The 18303-nt window shown below is 53.8% G+C and carries 12 protein-coding genes; 8 read left to right on the top strand and 4 right to left on the bottom strand.

The genetic code is table 11. The features are described from left to right. Nucleotides 1-3: 3 nt before the first annotated feature. Nucleotides 4-2646, bottom strand: coding sequence for a response regulator (locus HNQ92_RS18875; RefSeq protein WP_184176114.1), 2643 nt, complete (start codon nucleotides 2644-2646; stop codon nucleotides 4-6). 289 nt (nucleotides 2647-2935) lie between these two features. On the opposite strand from HNQ92_RS18875, the gene HNQ92_RS18870 reads away from it, so the two are divergent. The 3 genes from HNQ92_RS18870 (at nucleotide 2936) to HNQ92_RS29205 (ending at nucleotide 5936) form a co-directional block, all read left to right on the top strand. After that, nucleotides 2936-5215 (top strand): GH92 family glycosyl hydrolase, encoded by a 2280-nt coding sequence (locus HNQ92_RS18870; protein ID WP_184176111.1) that lies wholly within the window; start codon nucleotides 2936-2938, stop codon nucleotides 5213-5215. 177 nt (nucleotides 5216-5392) lie between these two features. After that, complete coding sequence (locus tag HNQ92_RS18865) at nucleotides 5393-5620, top strand: hypothetical protein (RefSeq protein WP_184176110.1); 228 nt, start codon at nucleotides 5393-5395, stop codon at nucleotides 5618-5620. Nucleotides 5621-5750: 130 nt separating this feature from the next. After that, nucleotides 5751-5936 carry a PIN domain-containing protein gene (locus HNQ92_RS29205; protein WP_184176108.1) on the top strand — a complete coding sequence of 62 codons (186 nt, stop codon included), beginning with the start codon at nucleotides 5751-5753 and terminating at the stop codon, nucleotides 5934-5936. A 211-nt stretch (nucleotides 5937-6147) separates the two neighbouring features. Here the strand turns inward: HNQ92_RS29205 and HNQ92_RS18855 are convergent, their stop codons facing one another. Beyond that, entirely contained in the window at nucleotides 6148-7620 is a 1473-nt protein-coding gene (locus HNQ92_RS18855; RefSeq protein WP_184176106.1) for a gluconokinase, read from the bottom strand. Between the two features lie 113 nt (nucleotides 7621-7733). On the opposite strand from HNQ92_RS18855, the gene HNQ92_RS18850 reads away from it, so the two are divergent. Then, a complete protein-coding gene (locus HNQ92_RS18850) occupies nucleotides 7734-7922 on the top strand; it encodes a hypothetical protein (protein ID WP_184176104.1) in 189 nt (62 codons plus the stop codon). 12 nt (nucleotides 7923-7934) lie between these two features. Here the strand turns inward: HNQ92_RS18850 and HNQ92_RS18845 are convergent, their stop codons facing one another. After that, entirely contained in the window at nucleotides 7935-9170 is a 1236-nt protein-coding gene (locus tag HNQ92_RS18845; RefSeq protein WP_184176102.1) for a metallophosphoesterase family protein, read from the bottom strand. 176 nt (nucleotides 9171-9346) lie between these two features. On the opposite strand from HNQ92_RS18845, the gene HNQ92_RS18840 reads away from it, so the two are divergent. After that, complete coding sequence (locus HNQ92_RS18840) at nucleotides 9347-10429, top strand: endonuclease/exonuclease/phosphatase family protein (RefSeq protein ID WP_184176100.1); 1083 nt, start codon at nucleotides 9347-9349, stop codon at nucleotides 10427-10429. On the opposite strand, the gene HNQ92_RS18835 is transcribed toward HNQ92_RS18840, so the two are convergent. Next, nucleotides 10426-12060 (bottom strand): lectin-like domain-containing protein, encoded by a 1635-nt coding sequence (locus HNQ92_RS18835; protein WP_184176098.1) that lies wholly within the window; start codon nucleotides 12058-12060, stop codon nucleotides 10426-10428. The genes HNQ92_RS18840 and HNQ92_RS18835 overlap by 4 nt on opposite strands. A gap of 84 nt (nucleotides 12061-12144) precedes the next feature. Here HNQ92_RS18835 and pgeF point away from each other — a divergent pair, with 84 nt between their 5' ends. From pgeF to HNQ92_RS18820, 3 genes are all read left to right on the top strand, one after another. Further along, a complete protein-coding gene (gene pgeF, locus HNQ92_RS18830) occupies nucleotides 12145-12915 on the top strand; it encodes a peptidoglycan editing factor PgeF (protein WP_184176096.1) in 771 nt (256 codons plus the stop codon). Between the two features lie 246 nt (nucleotides 12916-13161). Next, on the top strand, nucleotides 13162-16449 hold the full coding sequence (locus tag HNQ92_RS18825; protein ID WP_184176094.1) for a SusC/RagA family TonB-linked outer membrane protein: 3288 nt from the start codon (nucleotides 13162-13164) through the stop codon (nucleotides 16447-16449). A gap of 57 nt (nucleotides 16450-16506) precedes the next feature. Continuing rightward, nucleotides 16507-18252, top strand: a complete 1746-nt coding sequence (locus tag HNQ92_RS18820; RefSeq protein WP_184176092.1) for a RagB/SusD family nutrient uptake outer membrane protein — start codon at nucleotides 16507-16509, stop codon at nucleotides 18250-18252. The last annotated feature ends 51 nt before the right edge of the window (nucleotides 18253-18303 follow it).

Genomic DNA, 18303 nt, shown 5'->3' with positions numbered 1-18303 from the left:
TCATCAGCGTATTTTGTACAAATTACGGGCTTCACTTAATTCAAGGGCGGCTCGCTCTACTTCTACTCGGAGTGAGTTCAGTATTTCTCCCAGATCGGCCGTTGTATTTTTCTGCGTCAGGGCTATTTCGATGGCCTTGTAGCGGTCGGCGGTAGCGAGCATGCCCACCGAGTGAAGCGACGACCGAAATTTATGAATTTCTGCGCGCAAGAGCTCCCATTGTTGCTCCGAATACGCTTCCCCGATCTGGCGCAGGCGCAGGGGGTAGTCTTCCTCAAACAGGTTGATCAATTCATTCAGCAGCTCATCGTCTTCGCCCGATATTTCCCCCAGGTACCTGAGGTCGAGTAAACTACCCGGCACATCCGCCGGAGCGTCTGCCTGCTGGTTCGGCTCAAGCTCAGGGGGTACTTTGCCTTCGGTGAGTCTCAGGATCGTAGCCACCAGCTCCGACTCTTTGAATGGTTTCGAGATGTAGTCATTGGCTCCAATCCGAAGGCATTCTTCCCGCTCGCCGATCATGGCGTGGGCGGTCATGGTGATGATGGGTACCGACAGCTCCAGCGAGTTGCGGATCTGGCGAATGGCCGTGTAGCCGTCCATATCCGGCATTTGCAGATCCATCAGCACAATGTCAAACTCCTTTTTGCGTAGGCACTCCAGCGCTTCCAGACCGTTGCTTACCAGGGTAATGGTAATACCCATGCGTTCAAACAAGGCCGTCAATAGCTTTTGATTTAAGGTATTATCCTCGGCGGCCAGAATCCGCAAGGAGCTGCTCAACCGGGCACCGCCATTGGCCGGGCGCTGGGTATCGCGCCTTTCCAGGTCGCTTTCGTCAAGTACCCGGAACGGAATGTCCATGGTAAACGTACTTCCGGTGCCCACCTGGCTTTCGGCTTTGATGGTACCACCCAAGAGCTGTACCAACGACTTCACGATAGAAAGCCCCAGGCCCGTCCCGCCAAATTTGCGGGTAGTATCCTCCGAAGCCTGCACAAAGCGTTCAAAGACACTGTGTAGTTTTTCATCGGGTATCCCTATGCCCGAGTCAGTCACCACAAACCGGATGGTTCGTTCCGTAGCACTTTCGGAAGCGGCCGGAGGCAAGGCCGTGATGGATAGCTTCACGGTACCTTTTTCCGTAAACTTCACCGCATTGCCGCAGAGATTCAGGAGGATTTGGCTGAGCCTTAGCTTGTCGGTCTCTACGACGGGGGGTAGTTGCGGGTCGAGGTACCTTTCGTACTGAACGCCTTTTTCCTGCGCGCGCTGCATCACAATCACCGACACCGACTCCACCAGATCATGAATGGAGGTAGGTAGTTTGTCGAGCTGCAGCTGCTCGGCCTCGATCTTGGATGAATCCAGAATATCGTTAATGAGCTCCAGTAGGTTTTTGCTGGCCAGCTGGATGTACTTTACGTAGTTGTGGCTTTTTTCTTCCCGAACTTCCTCTTCCAGCAAATTGGTAAAACCAATGATGGCGTTAAGGGGAGTCCTGATTTCGTGGCTCACATTGGACAAAAACACGTCTTTCACCCGTACCGACTGCTCCGCCAGTTTTCGGGCTTTCTCCAGCTCGGTTTCGTAGGCTACCTGTAGGCTTATATCCCGAAAAACCGAAATGGCTCCGGCCACCTGGCCTTCTGTGTCAAAAATAGGTTCGGCGCTGCTACCCAGGTTTACCGATTGGTCTTCTTTGGTAAAAAGGATATCCTGGGTTTGGCTTCGGGTACCTTTCAAAGCTCGCTTCAGGGGCAAATTTTCCGGATCGTAAGGGGTTTTGCCAGCTGTTGTCTGAAAATTTAGCGAACCTACCAGCTCCGATAGCTGTAATTCCTCATGCTCAGGATGGTGGTTGGTCCCCAAAATGGCTTTCCCGGAGTGGTTCAGGAAAACGACCCTTTGGTCAGGATCTACCACGATGATGCCGTCCGGAATGGCCTCCAGGTACTGGTTGAGAATTTGCTCCCTTTCTTTCAACTTTCGCCGCAGGTTTTCGCGCTTGCGAATATCGATGCGCATGAAATACAGAGCCAGGACCGTCAACAGGATCGCGATGGCGTTGGTGCCGTTCGCCAATAGTTCGGTACTCTGCTGAGCCCGGGCCAGGGTATCTTTCCGTTCCTGAAGGAGCTGACTTTCGTACTCATCGATTTCCTTGATCTGGGTACGTACTTTATTGCTGAGCTCAATCCCAAAACCCTCCCGAATATTCTGAACGGCCGCCTCGTATCCCTGTGCTTCGTAGAGGCTGATCACCTCGTTGGAATAGTTGATGCTCTGATGGGTCAGCTGCAGGAGGCCTTGCACCTTACTGTTTTGTACGGGATTGTCTTCGACCATACTTAAAAGCGTATCACTGAGCATCTTGGCCCGTTGTTCAGCCCGCGAATTGGTAATCAGCAGCGACTCCTTACCCGTAAGTACGTACCCCCTCAAACTAGACTGCAATTCTTTGGTCGCGAGCTCTAGTTCGTTGGTAAGGTTGATCACATCAAACGTATGATTTACCCACTGGTTATGATTGTTCAGGTCTCGTATACTACGAAAAGTGATATATTGCACCCCTAGTAGCAGAAGCAGCCCCAAACCAATTCCAATGACCGACCAGTATCTTGTTTTAAGTAGGAATTTTCGCATAACGTTGAGTAAAAGTAAGCTTGCTCTAATGCTTCCAACTGTTTTGGTTGTAGCCCGTACCAGGCAAACTCACTTGTCACTGAAATTAACAACAAAGATATTACTTTGTGAATAACTACCATTCACAGCCCGTATGATTTTAGTGATTCAATGGTTTAAAGGTAGACGTTTCTGCGTCAAAAGCTCGATTTTCTTGATAAGTCATCATGTTATCTCGCTAAATTACCAGACTGCCGTTCGCCCGCGCACAAGTACCATTTCCATCTTTTAACTACCCGCTTTTTTTGTTATGAATAGCCTATTTTTTCGTCTTCTGTTGCTTTGTGTCGCAAGTACCTCTTTGCGGGCCCAAAGTACCCCTGACCCCGTCGACTGGGTAAATCCGCTGATGGGTACCCAATCCAAGTTTAGCCTCTCGGCGGGCAATACCTACCCGGCCATTGCGCTGCCCTGGGGCATGAATTTCTGGATGCCTCAAACCGGTAAGATGGGCGACGGCTGGGGCTACACCTACGACGCCGAGAAAATCCGGGGCTTCAAACAAACCCACCAGCCCAGTCCCTGGATCAACGACTACGGCCAGTTTGCCATCATGCCCGTCACGGGCCGCCTCCGCTTTGACGAAAACAGCCGGGCGTCGTGGTTTTCGCACAAAGCTGAAACCGTAAAACCACACTACTACAAAGTGTACTTGGCCGACCACGACGTCACCACGGAGATAGCCCCTACCGAGCGCGCCGCGCAGTTCAGGATCACCTTCCCCCAAACCGACAGCGCCTACGTGGTACTTGATGCCTTCGACAAGGGCTCCTACGTGAAGGTACTTCCCGCCGAGCGCAAGATTATTGGATATACGACCAAAAACAGCGGCGGGGTTCCGGCCAACTTTAAAAATTATTTTGTGCTGGTTTTTGACAAACCCTTTAGCTTCCAAAGTACCTGGCATGGAAAGCAGCTGGCCAAGGATACGCTGGAGTACCGCGCCGACCACGTGGGGGCCGTGGTGGGCTTCAAGACCAAGCGCGGCGAGCAGGTGGGGATCCGGGTAGCGTCGTCGTTTATCAGCCACGAACAGGCCGAGCGCAACCTGGCCCAGGAGCTCGGTACCGATAGCTTTGAGCAAACCCGGCAGAAAGGCCATGCCAGCTGGCAGAAAGAACTATCCCGCCTGGTCGTTGAAGGAGGTACCGAAGCCCAAACGCGTACGTTTTACTCCTGCCTGTACCGGGTACTTTTGTTTCCCCGGAAATTTTACGAGCTCGACGCCAACGGCAAAGTCGTCCATTACAGCCCCTACAACGGCGAGGTACGCCCGGGCTATATGTTCACGGACAATGGATTCTGGGATACGTTCCGGGCGGTGTTCCCATTCTTTGCACTCATGTACCCTACCCTCGACGCTCAGATCATGGAAGGCCTGGCCAACGCCTACGACGAGAGCGGTTTCCTGCCCGAATGGGCCAGCCCCGGCCACCGCGACTGCATGATTGGTTCCAACTCGGCCTCGCTCATCGCCGATGCCTACGTGAAAGGCATCCGCGGCTACGACGTCAACAAGCTCTACGAAGCCGTACTTAAAAACACCGAAAACGCCGGGCCCGTGAGCTCCGTGGGGCGCTTCGGGCACGAGTACTACAACGAGCTGGGCTACGTACCCTACGACGTGAAGATCCGGGAAAATGCGGCCCGTACGCTCGAGTACGCTTACGCCGATTTCTGTATCGCGCAGCTAGCCCAAGGCCTGAAACGCCCGCAGGCGGAGGTAGACATGTTCCGGAAGCGCAGCCAAAACTACCGGAACCTCTTCGACCCGGAAACGAAAATGATGCGTGGCAAAAACCAGGATGGTACTTTCCAGAAACCCTTCAACCCCTTCAAGTGGGGCGACGCCTTTACCGAAGGCAACAGCTGGCACTACACCTGGTCGGTGTTTCAGGACGTACACGGCCTGGCCGAGCTCATGGGGGGGCGCGAGGCGTTTGTACAAAAGCTGGATTCGGTCTTTACGCTTCCGCCCGTCTACGACGACAGCTACTACGGCTTCCCGATCCACGAGATCCGGGAAATGCAGATCATGAACATGGGGCAGTACGCCCACGGCAACCAGCCAATCCAGCACATGATCTACCTCTACAACTACGCCGGAGCGCCTCACAAAACCCAGTACTGGCTACGGCAGGTGATGCAGCGCCTCTACCAGCCCACGCCCGACGGCTACTGCGGCGACGAAGACAACGGCCAGACCTCGGCCTGGTACGTATTCTCAGCCCTGGGTTTTTACCCCGTTACGCCCGGTACTACGCAGTATGTACTCGGTACGCCGCTGTTCAAAAAAGCGACGGTGACGCTCGAAAACGGCAAGAAATTTACGCTGGAAGCGCCCAAAAACAGCGAAACTAACCTGTACATTCAAAAGACCAACCTCAACGGCAAGCCCTACACGAAAACCTACCTGGATCATTTCGATATTCAGAAAGGGGGTACTTTTACCTTTGAGCTGGGAAGCCAGCCCAGCCAGCAGTGGGGCACCGGCCTCAACGATGTACCCTGGTCGATGTCGAAGAAGTAGAGTATTTAGAAGAATAATAGCAATATTCTCGCCGCCACGGGTCGAAAGTCGCGTGGCGGTGAGATTTTTGGAGAGTAACTCACTCAAAGACGTAGTTTTGGAAACTACGCTATGTTGAACGGGTTAAAAATAGAAATACGTTATAGTAGCATTGAAATCCAACCGGCAGTTAGAGGAATGACCATACAAGAACAAATACAGCGTGATGTAGCCCTTATTTCCGAGAACAGCTACTTACAGACTCAGCTTTATGATTTCCTAAGGCTGCTAAAAGCCAACATGCCGCGTAAGAGCAATGTTGATGAAGTATTGGCCTTAGCAGGGACGATTGATAACGAAGATACTCAGGAAATTACCCAGATCATAAATGAAGAGTTCAATAAAATAGACGGTGACTGGAATTGAGTAATATAGCATTAGATACAAACATTGCTATTGAAGTCCTCAACAACAATGAGTTAACTATCAGCCCTTTAAGACAGTTTGACCTAGTTTACCTGCCCATTAATGTCAAATACTTGATACAATAGAGCCTGTGGCGGCAGAATATTCCGACATCAAAAAATACCTCAAAGACATAGGTTCACCAATCCCAGAGAATGACATCTGGATAGCAGCTATCTGCAGAATATATGATGTTGGGCTTTTCACCCGTGACGGGCATTTTTCTAAAATACCGGCATTAATACCGGCATTAAGGTTGTTCATCTCTACGTTCTGATCTTTATCTCTACCTTGCATTTAATTTGGTTATGATGAGTATATCCCCGGAGGCTGGCATGTTGCTATGAACTGACAATAGCTGCGTGGCTACTGTCGTTCCGAGAACCACAAACGCCAGCGAGTTTCTACTCATATCTCGTATCCCTGCCGGTCACTTATTTAGAATATTACCGCAAAAGAGGCTACTCCATTCGCTCCCGCCCCACCATTTAAAGGGTACTTGGGTACTCCCTGGTCACGGTTTTCACCCACTGCTCAAAACGCGCGGCCAGTAGCTGGTAGCCGCGGTGGCGCATCCAATTAGGCTCTACCGTGCGCGCGACGGGCGTAAACTGGGGTACTTCGTCGTACTCCCGAATGTGCCCCAGCGCTTTGAGGCCCATCATCATGGCCCCCATTGCACCCGTTTCGGCGGTTTCGTTCAGCGCAATGGGTTTACCGAATACATCGGCCAGGAGCTGTACCCAGGTGGTACTTTGGGTAAAGCCCCCGTTGGCGTAGACGGTATGGATGGGTTGCTGTTCCATCAGAATTTTGCCAATGCTGTACAGGTTCAGGATGATCCCCTCCATCACCGCCCGCACAAAGTGCGCCTGCGTATGCCGGATGCCCAGTCCCGCAAAGCCTCCTCGTACGTGCGAGTCCCACAGGGGAGCGCGCTCTCCAAGTAAGTAGGGCAGAAAAACCAGCCCATCGGCCCCCGGCTCGATGGCCTCAGCCCGGGCAAATACCTGCTCGTAGGTTTCGTTGGCAAAGAACGTATCCTTGAGCCACTGAAAAATAATGGCCCCGTTATTGGTAGCTCCCCCGATGATATAGGTTTGCTCCTCCAGCAGGTAGCAAAAAGTACGCATCTGATCGTCGGAGTAGGCCCGCGGGGCACTGATTCGGGCCGCGCCGCTGGTACCTATGGTGATGGCCATAGTACCCGGGTCGGTAGCACCGCTCCCTAGGTTAGCCAAACAGCCGTCGCTGGCACCAATCACCAGGGGCGTACCGGCCGGGAGCGAAAGTACCTCGCTGGACGGAAGTTCCTGCACGTGAAAAGGTGAAACAGGCTCCGAAAGCTGACTGATCTCCAGTCGGAGTTGGTCCAGGGTCCAGGCGTCCCAACGGAGCTCCCGGATGTTAAACAGCCCCGTAGCCGACGCCACCGAGTAGTCAATGAGGTACTTGCCCGTGAGCTTATAAAAAAGGTACTCTTTGATCCCCACAAACTTTGCCGCCCGCCGAAAAACGACCGGCTGGTGCTCATGGAGCCACCGCAGCTTGCAGGCGGGTGTCATAGCGTGGATGGGCGTGCCGTTGCGCCGGTACATTTCTTTACCAATGGCGGTGGGGCGTAGGGCGTCAGCGATGTCCGCACTGCGGTTGTCGGCCCAGATGATGAGCTTCGTGAGCGGCTGCCCCTGCTCTGTAAGCGCTACCAGGCTGTGCATGGCCGAGCTAAACGAAATACCCAGCAACGGACCGTACGACTTTGTGGTACTATATACCTTATGGATGCACTCCAAGGCCGCCGCCACGATTTCGTCGGGGTCCTGCTCGGCCCAGTCGGGCTGGGGGTACTGGACTGAGTAGCCCACGCTGTGGGTAGCCAGCAGGTTGCCTGCTTTGTCACAGGCTATGGCCTTGGCGTTCGTCGTACCCATATCGATCCCGATCAGGAAGGGCGTATTCATGGTCTGCTGGTTGTAAAATAAAAGAGATTTTTATGCGATCTGCGCGATCCGATCTGCCCGATTTTTACTATTTTCGCCCCGAATTCATTGTATTCCAAATCCATTCAAGACTTATGACTCCGTCTTCACATACCGAATCGAACGAGCTACCCTCTTGGGCAAACATTGGCATTTATTTGTTTCTTTTGGCCATTCTGGCTGTTTTTGGCGATCTATTCGTTTTTATTGTGGGTTTCCTGGGCCTTACGGTCATTTTTACCAGCTATTTTTCGGGTAAGTCTTCCCACGAAGAGCACCACTGATCTTTTGCTTACTTAGGTACGAATGGTCAATTCGGGCAGGGCGTAGGTTACGTTCCAGTCGAGTTGGCCATTTTTTGTATCTACCACCCACTCCTCTTCCAGCACCCGGGTATCTTCCAGGTCGCGGTACTCGGCCACGAGCTTCTCCTGCCGGAAATGCAATAGCACAAACCCATTGTACCCCAGCGTATGGCGTCCGATGGTTTTCCGAATCCGCCGGTCATAGTACATGATTTTCTCCGTATCAGTGGCCTTTTTGGGCAAGCGGGTTTCGACGGGCATGCCGCCGTGCCCAATGCAGCGCCCAAAGGCCCGCACACCTTTCCGGTTTTGGGCCATATGGTACACGACGAGCCGGTGGTCGTGCCCCCAAAACCACACCACGGGGCGGTCGGCCTCGCCCAGGAGCTCGCACAGCTGCTCGCCCGGCTTGAAGTAATCATCGCGGAAGGACGAGACGTTGGGGTGGTGGCTCAGGAACACAATTCCGCGCTGGTCGGTAGGGTCGCCCAGGCGCACCACGTCGCGGAGCCAGTCGAGCTGCTCGGTGCGGAGGTGGCAGTCGGGCGGGGAAAGTACCTCCAGGAACGGCCGCCCCACGGAGGTGTAGCCCGTATCGAGGCCAATAACCCGCCAGTGATCGTTTTCCAGGCAGAAAAAACCCGCCTGCTGGGTTTTGCGTACTTCGCCTTCGCACACGTACATGGCGGGCAGTAGCTGCTGAAAAAACGCGTCGCCGTTGGAGTACATCTCGTGGTTGCCCGAGAGCGCCAGGCTGCCCGAGGCCCCGTAGTACCAGGAAGCGTGCGGGGCCGTAAAATTTTCTTCCACCTCTTTTGGGGTACCTACAAAGTACACATCCCCCAGGTGAACGCTGTAATCCGGCGCGTAGCGGGCTACCAGGTGCGCCACCGCATCAGACTCGTCGGTGTCGCTGCCCCAGTCGGAGAGCAGGGCCACGCTGATTGCCTCGCGGGTGGGAATGGAAGACTGCATCTGGTACACGCCGCTGTCGCCGTAGCGGGGATAGGCCTGGTAGGGATGCCGTGGTCCAAACCGACTTTTTAGGTAATGAATGGTAAAGCCCAGCAGGTTAGTCTTGAAAAATTCGGAAAGTACCCGCGTGACCGAGGTAGTCCGTTCGACGTGCTCTTCGTAAAGTTTTTCCTGCGCCTTGGCGTGGTTTTCGGCTTCGGTGTGGCCTAGATCCAAATACTTTTCCGCTTTGTTCTCGGAGGTCTCGGGCATAGCTTTTCGTTTGAATACGTACTATTAAGCGCCTAAATTAAGGATTTGTTCAGGTATCCTATTTTAAAAGTACCCAAAAACCCTAGATTTGCGCCAGTATAAAAAAACGGCTGCTATCCATGCGCCTTCCTGCTAATTCTTTTTAAGACAGCTCCCTGGCTCAACTATTTTTCGCTATGATTGCCCCGGCTATTATTTATACGGTAGGTACTTTCCTTTTTTTGGCTAGTCTGATGCCCCTTATTCAAAGCGACTACTGGGCCTTCCGGGTATTTGAGTACCCCCGCTTACAGAAGTGGCTGCTCACCGCTGCTACGCTGGTAGCTACCGTTTTTTTTCTGGATCTGAGCGAGTATGTCCCTTTGGGGTTTGCCGGAGCGCTACTTATCAATCTGGTCTACCTGAGCTATCAGGTTTATCCTTTTCTGCCGGTGGCCCGGATACAGGTAAAGGCTCCGACCAAAGCGGATTCTGCCAGGTGCCTGCGCATCATGATCGCCAACGTATTTCAGGAAAATATACATACTGATAAATTGGTACAAATGATCGTCCGGCAGCAGCCCGACGTGGTGGTGGTGTCCGAAACCAACCAAACCTGGGTAGATTCCTTTCGGCCGCTGCACGAAAAGTACCCCTACCGGGTGGAAGTACCTCAGGAAAACACCTACGGCCTGGTGCTGCTCTCGCGCTACGAACTGCACGAATCCCAGGTACATTTCCTGGTGGAGGACGATATCCCTTCCATTTTTGCGCAGGTAGAGCTGCCTTCGGGCGAGCGCGTGCAGTTTTACTGCATTCACCCTACCCCGCCCGTCCCCAACGAAAACCCCCGCTCCACCGAGCGTGACATTGAAATACTGCTGGTGGGTAAAATGGCCAAGGAGTCGACCCTGCCGGTGGTGGTAGCCGGTGATCTCAACGACGTGGCCTGGAGCTACACCACCGGGCTTTTTCAGAAGATCAGCGGGCTGCTGGACCCCCGCCGCGGGCGCGGATTTTTTAATACTTTTCACGCCAAGTACCCCTTTCTGCGCTATCCGCTCGACCACATTTTTTGCTCGGAACATTGGCGCCTGGGCGCTATCCGCCGCCTGCCCTACTTCGGCTCCGACCACTTCCCGATGTGGGTGGAGCTGTACTACGAGCCCGAAGTAGCCGCTCAGCAGGAAAAACCCCAGGCTGACGCCGAAGACCAGCAACTGGCCGAAGAAAAAATACAGGAAGAAACCCGGGACGAGAAAGCCCATAAGGACAGCTAGCGGATCAGCCATACCACGCCTCTTTTCTCTGAAAAGGCGTCTTGGGTTTTGCCCAGAGGACGGTAGTTGGCTTTCCAGGGGTAGGCTCCGGGCGGGCAAAGTACCCCTTGGTAGTAGCCGTCCCAGCCTGCTTCCTGGCCATTCCCCACAAAGATGACGTTGCCCCAGCGGTCGTAGACCATCCAGCGCAGGTCGATAGCCCGCCTGCTGATAATCCTGAACAGATCATTGTGGCCGTCGCCATTGGGCGTAAATGCCTCCGGTGCCACGGGAGGAGCCGGGCATTGCTCATCCACGACGAATGTCTCCCGAAACCGGCAACCGTAGCGATTGGTACTTATAAGCTCGTACTCACCGCCCCGGCTCACGTAAACCGCCGCCGCGGTTTCCTCCGAGTGGGGCCAATAATAGTCCTGCCTTTCTTCCGCGAGGGCCGAGGATAATTGCAGGGCATCCTCATAAAAGCAGTGAAAGGTACTTGGCAGGGTACTTTCGTGGTCGGCGGGATAAAGAACTACCTCGACGGAGTCGGTGATATAGCAGGCGTCGGCGCGGAGAGTCAGTTGGTACCAGCCTGCCGTCTGCGGCAAAATGGTCGGCAGCGTGTCGCCCGTGGACCATCGGTAGTGTAGCTTCAGGGCCGGGTCGGCGGCCGATACTTCCGGTACCAGCTCCCAGCTGTTCTCCCCGCAAAAGACCCGCTTCTCGCCCAAATCCAGCGAGAAAGGCTGGGCTACCTGCACAAAAACGCTATCCTGCACCAGCCTGCCGCAGTAGTCCTGGTAGGTTACTACAAACAGCTGGTCCTGCGTAGGCCGCGCCAGCGGGTTCTGAATGGTGCTGGAATTGACCAGTCCCGCCGGGCTCCAGCTGTACTGGTTGCTGGGCGAGCTGCGCGCTACCAGCTGCACGGCTTCTCCCGGGCAGATTTCAAAGGTATCGCGCACCACGATGTCTTTGCGCAGGCAAACGCGCTGTGTGTTGCTGAGCTGGCCGGTACCACCCGTAAAGCCCCACCATACTTCCTGCTGCCCGCCAAAGATGCTCGCCATGTCCACCCGGCTGCTGAGGCGAAGCGCACAATCGAAGTACACGTCAAGTACCTGGCTGGTAACGTCCCACCTGACTCGTACCAGATGATCCCGGCCGTCTTCGATGTTATCGCTCAGGGCCGAGGCCGGCACGGGTCCCGCCAGGTTTTGGGGACTCTGGTGGTTGATGATGCCATCCTGTACCAGCGCTAGGTGGTCGTAGGTAGGATCTTGCTCGTCGGTGTTGCGATGCGTATCAAACTCGATCCCTAGCGACGGCGCAAAGCCCTTAAAACCAATGCCCTGACCGGGGTTTCCGAGCGCTCTGTTGCCCTGTGTCTGTAGCACCAGTACTATGCCATCCGCCCCATTGCTATTGTGATTGCCAAAATTCATAGTAAATTCCAGCTCAAACGACGACGCGATGGAGAGCTTGTCGGCATACCACACGGCTCCGTTTTGCCAGGGTACATCGTCGGTAAGGCGGTAGCAATCTTCTCCGTACGCCACGGCATCGCCCACCAGATTATAGGCTTGGCCGTAGAGCTTATTCATGAAAAGTAACCAAAGTACCCCCCACGCCAGGGTGCGCATGAGCATAGTAGATTTCTTTCAGTCTAGGATATAACTTTTTGATTTTGAATTGATTTAGTAAAAGTAATATACTTAAGTAACTTTTTCGCTATGTCTGCGCCTCTTTTCCCTGCTGCCCCTTTGTTTCGTAGCCCCGCTGTATTCGCTGATTTTCCGGCGCTGGTAGCCGCCGAAAGTACCCGGCACGGGGGCGTGAGTCCGGCCCCGTACGCCTCCCTCAACCTGGGCCTTTCCACCGCCGACGACGCCCAAAACGTGGCCGAAAACCGACGCCGGTTCTGGGATAGCCTGGGCATTGCGGCCGCGCAGGTCGTGACGACCTATCAGGTACATGGCGCGGAGGTACTTTGTCCAACCGAGCCTGGCCACTACCAGGGCTTCGACGCCCTCATCACCCGCCAGGCCAACCTTTTTTTGGCAGTGAACGTGGCCGACTGTACGCCGGTGCTGATCTACGACCCGGTCGGGAAAGCCGTTGCCGCCGTTCATGCGGGTTGGCGGGGTACTTGCCAGCAAATAGTAGCCAAAACCCTGGCCCGGATGCGCCAGGAATGGGGTACCGACCCGGCAAACTGCCGGGCGTATATAGGTACATGCATCGACGAATGTTCCTTTGAAGTAGGCCCCGAAGTAGCCGAACACTTTGCCCTTGCATACCAGCGCTTTGAACCCGGTACCCAAAAGTATTTCATCGACCTTAAAGCCGCCAACCAGTCTCAGCTTTTGGCCGCGGGAGTATTACCGACTCATATCGAGGTTTCGTCCTATTCTACAGTTCTTCACAACCACGACTATTTTTCGCACCGCTTTGAAAAAGGGATAACCGGTCGTATGCTGGCATTAATTGGCTTTACGCACTAAGTACCACTTCCCCCGCAGGTTCAAAAAAAATATATTAATACTGACACAATAATACCACTTTTGGATAATCTAGTGTTAAAGTTAGAATATATTAATCAATAAAAGTGTTAAATTTGTACCCTGTTGGGATTATTTAGAATAATGTCCATCTGGTGTTTTTTTTGTTGTCTTTCACATCAGGTTTCTCCCCGGATTTTACTCTCAATAAAACCTCCCTTTAAATCAATCAACCTAATCAATCTTTTTATGAAAACAAAAATCTACTGGGTTTTCCGTAGTACCATTTTGGTGCTGCTCATTACGGTAGCTTTTCAGGAATTGGCCCTCGGCCAAGCCCGAAGAGTTACGGGCCGGGTCATTGGTTCTTCTGACCAACAGGCCGTCCCTGGTGCCACGGTGGTGGTAAAGGGTACCCAAACGGGAACTTCTACGGACAGTGAAGGAAATTTTGCCATCAGCGTACAGTCGGAAAACGACGTGCTGGTGTTCAGCTTTGTGGGCTACCAGTCCACGGAGGTAACGGTTGGAAACCAAAGTACCATCAACATTACTTTAAATGATGATATATCCAACCTGGAAGAGGTGATTGTAACGGGTTACTCGGTGGATAGCCGCCGGGAAACCACCGGTGCCGTATCGACCGTTAAATCCAAGGATTTGACCGTAACACCGTCGGGTAACGTAGAACAACAGCTCCAGGGGAGGGTAGCTGGGGTAACGGTTATTACCAACGGTCAGCCCGGAACGGCCAGTCAGATTCGCGTACGGGGTTTTGGTGCTTTTGGTGGTAACAACCCGCTGTACATCGTGGACGGGGTACCCACGGACAATACGGACTTTTTAAGCCCTGACGATATTGAGTCTACCACTGTGTTGAAAGATGCGGCAGCGGCTTCCATTTACGGAGCTCGCGCAGCCAACGGGGTGATTGTATACACCACCAAAAAGGGACTTAAAGGAGCTAAAAAACTGAGTATCACCTACGATGGCATGTACGGCCTCACGGATCCCGGCCGAGGCCAGGATATGCTTAATCCTACCGAGTTTGCCCAATGGACCTGGATGGCCGAGAAACATGCCGCCATGCAGGAAGGAAGACAACCCGACTACCAACACCCCCAGTTTGGCAACGGTACTACACCCGTGATTCCTGACTTCCTACGGGTAGGTTCGCGCTCTGGTGTGACTGGAAACGTTGATCTGGCGGCTGAGAGAGAACGTTACAACGTAAATCCCGATGCGGGCGCGGTGTACCAGGTGATTCGGGCCAACAAACAAGGTACCGACTGGTACGACGCCATTACGCGGGTAGCTCCCCTGATGCGTCACACACTGGGTTTTTCGGGCGGTGGTGAGAACAGCCGTTACTACATTAGCTTCAGTGCGCAAGACCAGCAGGGAATCCTGCTCAATAATAGCTTCAAGCGGTACACCATCCGTACCAACTCCGAGTTTGACATTCTGAAAAACCTTCGCTTCGGGGAGAACATCCAGTTTACGTACCGGTCGGTACTTGGCCAGGGTGGTGCAGCCAATGGACAGGGCGTAGCGGCGGACGAAAACGACATCCTACAGGCTTTCCGGATGCCTTCTATTATCCCAGTATACGATGAGTTCGGGGGCTACGCCGGTACAGTGGCCGCCGGTTTTAACAACCCTCGGAACCCCGTCGCCAACCGGGATGGGTTGATTAACAACCGCGGCTTCGGCATCAATGGCTTCGGTAACCTTTACCTGGAATTCGAGCCCATCGAAGGCCTGACACTGCGCTCGAGCGTAGCGGGTGGCGTGGGCAATTTTTACAACTGGGGCTACACGCGCCGTCAGTACGAAAACTCCGAAAACAACTCCGCCTTTAGCTACAACGAGGGTGCAGGCTACGGCTTCGGCTGGACGCTAACCAATACCGCTGCTTACAAGAAGCGTTTTGATTTGCACGGCGTGGAAGTACTGGTAGGCCAGGAAGCCTTGAACACGGGTGCGGGCCGGAACATGAGTGGAAACGGAATTAACCCCTTCTCGCAGGACATTAACTACGTAAACCTAAACACCGTAGGTTCTCGCCAGGTGGGTAGTGGCTTGGGTAGAGGAGTTAACTTCTCTTCGCTGTTTGCCCGGGCCAACTACATCTACAACGACAAGTACATCCTCACCGGGGTGATCCGCCGCGACGGTTCGTCTCGCTTTGGGGTAAACAACCGGTACGGGGTATTTCCGGCCTTCTCGGCCGCCTGGCGCGTATCGTCCGAAGAATTCATGAAGGGCATCCCCTGGATTACGGACCTCAAGATTCGTGGGGGCTATGGCCTCATGGGTAACTCCAACAACGTAGATCCCAATAACCAGTACAGCCTCTACGGCACGAACCTGGGCGAGTCGGTGTATGACATCAACGGTACCAACAGCAGCGTGGCCGAAGGCTACTACCGTACCCGGATCGGTAACCCGAACGCCAAGTGGGAAACCTCCGTCACCAAGAATATCGGGATCGACGGGACCTTCTACAACGGCAAGCTCGACATCATCGTAGATTTCTGGCAAAAAGATACCCGCGACCTGTTGTTCCAGGTACCTATTACTGCTACCGCGGGTTACCGCGCGGCGGCTCCGTCGGTGAACGTGGGTGAGATGCAGAACAAGGGGATTGACCTGCAAATAATCAACAAGGGTAAATTTACCTCTGACCTGGGCTACGAGCTGAATGCTACCGTTACGCTGCTGGACAACAAAATTGTTTCGCTGGCCCCCGGCTTGGATTACCTGACCACCGTCAATCCGGGCTTCCGGGGTATTTTCCCCATCCGTAACCAGATCGGCTACTCCCTATCTTCCTTCTACGGCTACCAGGTACTGGGCTTGTTCCAGAGCCAGGCTGAAATAGACGCGGCGCCCTTTCAGGAAGGGGTAACCCGGACGCAGGATGCTAACGAAGAAAATGTACCCAACGGCGTTGGTCGTTTCCGCTACGCGGACATCAACGGAGATGGCAAAATTGATGCCGATGACCGTACCTACCTGGGAAGCCCGGTACCTAAGTTCACGACGGGTTTCAACTTTACGCTGAACTACAAGAATTTTGACCTGGTGACGTACCTGTACGCCTCCATTGGCAACAAGATCTTCAACCAGTCGAAGTGGTTTACGGATTTCTATCCTTCGTTCTCGGGAGCAGCCATCAGCGCCCGTGTGAAAGACTCCTGGACGCCGGAAAACACCAATACGGACCACCCGATCTTTGAAAAAGCCTCCAACTTCAGCACCAACACCCAGGCCAACTCCTGGTACGTAGAAGACGGCTCGTACCTGCGCCTGCAAAACATAACCCTGGGCTACACCCTGCCCCGGAATCTGCTGAACAAAGCGCGTATGACAAAACTTCGGGTCTTTGTTTCTACGAATAACCTGTTCACCATTACCAAATACTCTGGGCTAGACCCAGCTGTAGGCGGAAACGCGGATACCAACTTTGGGATCGACGTAGGAAACTACCCCATGACCAGAAGCTTCACGGCCGGTTTGAACCTCGGTTTCTAATTTGCTTCTTAAAAAATCCTAACGTCAAGTCGTTAAAACAAACTTTTTTAAAAAAATATGAAAAAATTAATAACCATAGGAGCTACGGGGCTAATGCTGGCATTGATGCTATTTGCCAACTCCTGTAGTGACGACTTTCTGACCATCTTGCCTGCGGGCCAATTGGATCAGGCTCAGTTATCGAGTAAAAATGGGCTCGAAGGCGCGCTGATCGCGGCCTACGCGCAGCTCAACGGCCGGGCCAACCGGATGGCCAGTGCCTCCAACTGGGTGTGGGGTAGTATCCGGGGGGGCGACGCCAACAAAGGTACCGACCCCGGTGACTTCCAAACCATCAACCCCATTCAACGGTTTGAAGCGCTAACGACCCTGGATGTAATACGGGATGCGTGGTCAGGTACTTACGAAGGGGTGGCCCGAACCAACAACGTGCTGAACCTACTTACCATGGCGCAGGCCGAAGTAACGGACGCCGATAAAGCTCGCATAGGAGCCGAGGCTCGTTTTCTGCGGGCGCATTACTACTTCCAGTTGAAGCGTAACTTTAACAATGCTCCTTACATAGATGAAACCATCGACGTGGGCACGGGCATTGAAAAAGTACCTAATAACGTAGACCTATGGCCTAAGATCGAGGCAGACATGAAATTTGCCTACGATAACTTACCTGCCACGCAGAGCTCCGTTGGACGGGCCAATAAGTGGGCGGCGGCTTCGTACCTGGCCAAGATCTACATGTACCAGAAAAAGTACGCTGAGGCTAAAGCGCTGTTTGACCTGATTATTGCAAACGGAACCACCACCAGAGGCACAAAATACGCTTTGGTACCCCGCTATGCCGATATTTTCAAGGCTTCCAATGACAACAACGCCGAGTCGGTATTTGCCATTCAGGCCGCCGCCAATACTGGTAGCGTCAACAACGCCAACCCCGAATTTGACCTGAACTTTCCGTACAATACGGGACCAGACGGTCCGGGTAACTGCTGCGGTTTTTTCCAGCCTAGCTTCGATATGGCGAGCTCGTTCCGTACCGCCAACGGATTGCCCCTGCTGGATGGCTCGTACAGAACGCCCGCCAATGAGCTTAAAAACGACATGGGTATAGCCGCGAATGCTCCCTTCACGCCCGATACCGGCCCCGTCGATCCCCGCCTCGATCACTCCATCGGACGCCGGGGTATTCCGTACCTCGACTGGATCGACCACCCCGGTATTGCCTGGATTCGTAACCAGCCCAACGGTGGCCCCTACTCGCCTAAGAAGTACACCTACTACAAGTCAGACGTAGGTTCTTTGCAGGATAACAGCACCTGGACCCCCGGCTACACCGCCCTCAACGTGACCATCATTCGCTACGCGGATGTACTCTTGATGGCCGCCGAAGCCGAGATTGAGGTAGGTAGCCTGGAAAAAGCCCGGGAATACGTCAACCTGGTTCGCGCCCGGGCGGCCAACCCCGCCGGTTTCGTGATGAAGGGAAGCGCCCCCGCCGCCAACTACGTGATCAGCACCTATACGACGCCTTTTGCCAACCAGGCGGCGGCTCGCGACATTGTTCGTTTCGAGCGGAAACTTGAGCTTTCCGGAGAAGGACACCGCTTCTACGATTTGCTGCGCTGGGGTATTGCCGAGCCGACGCTCAACGCTTACCTGACGTACGAAGCCGCCCGCCTACCCGGCGCGTTTGCCGGAGCCCGGTTTACCAACAACCAGGATGAGTACCTGCCCATTCCGCAGGATCAAATTGACCTCTTGGGAGCCGAAGGCCCCACCATCCTGAAGCAAAATCCTGGCTACTAAGACTACCAATTCTTGAATGACACCGAAAAGGCAGGCCAGGTGGCTTGCCTT

This window comes from Rhabdobacter roseus (assembly GCF_014202275.1).
Taxonomy (GTDB): domain Bacteria; phylum Bacteroidota; class Bacteroidia; order Cytophagales; family Spirosomataceae; genus Rhabdobacter; species Rhabdobacter roseus.
This window is presented reverse-complemented; position numbering and strand designations above follow the sequence as displayed.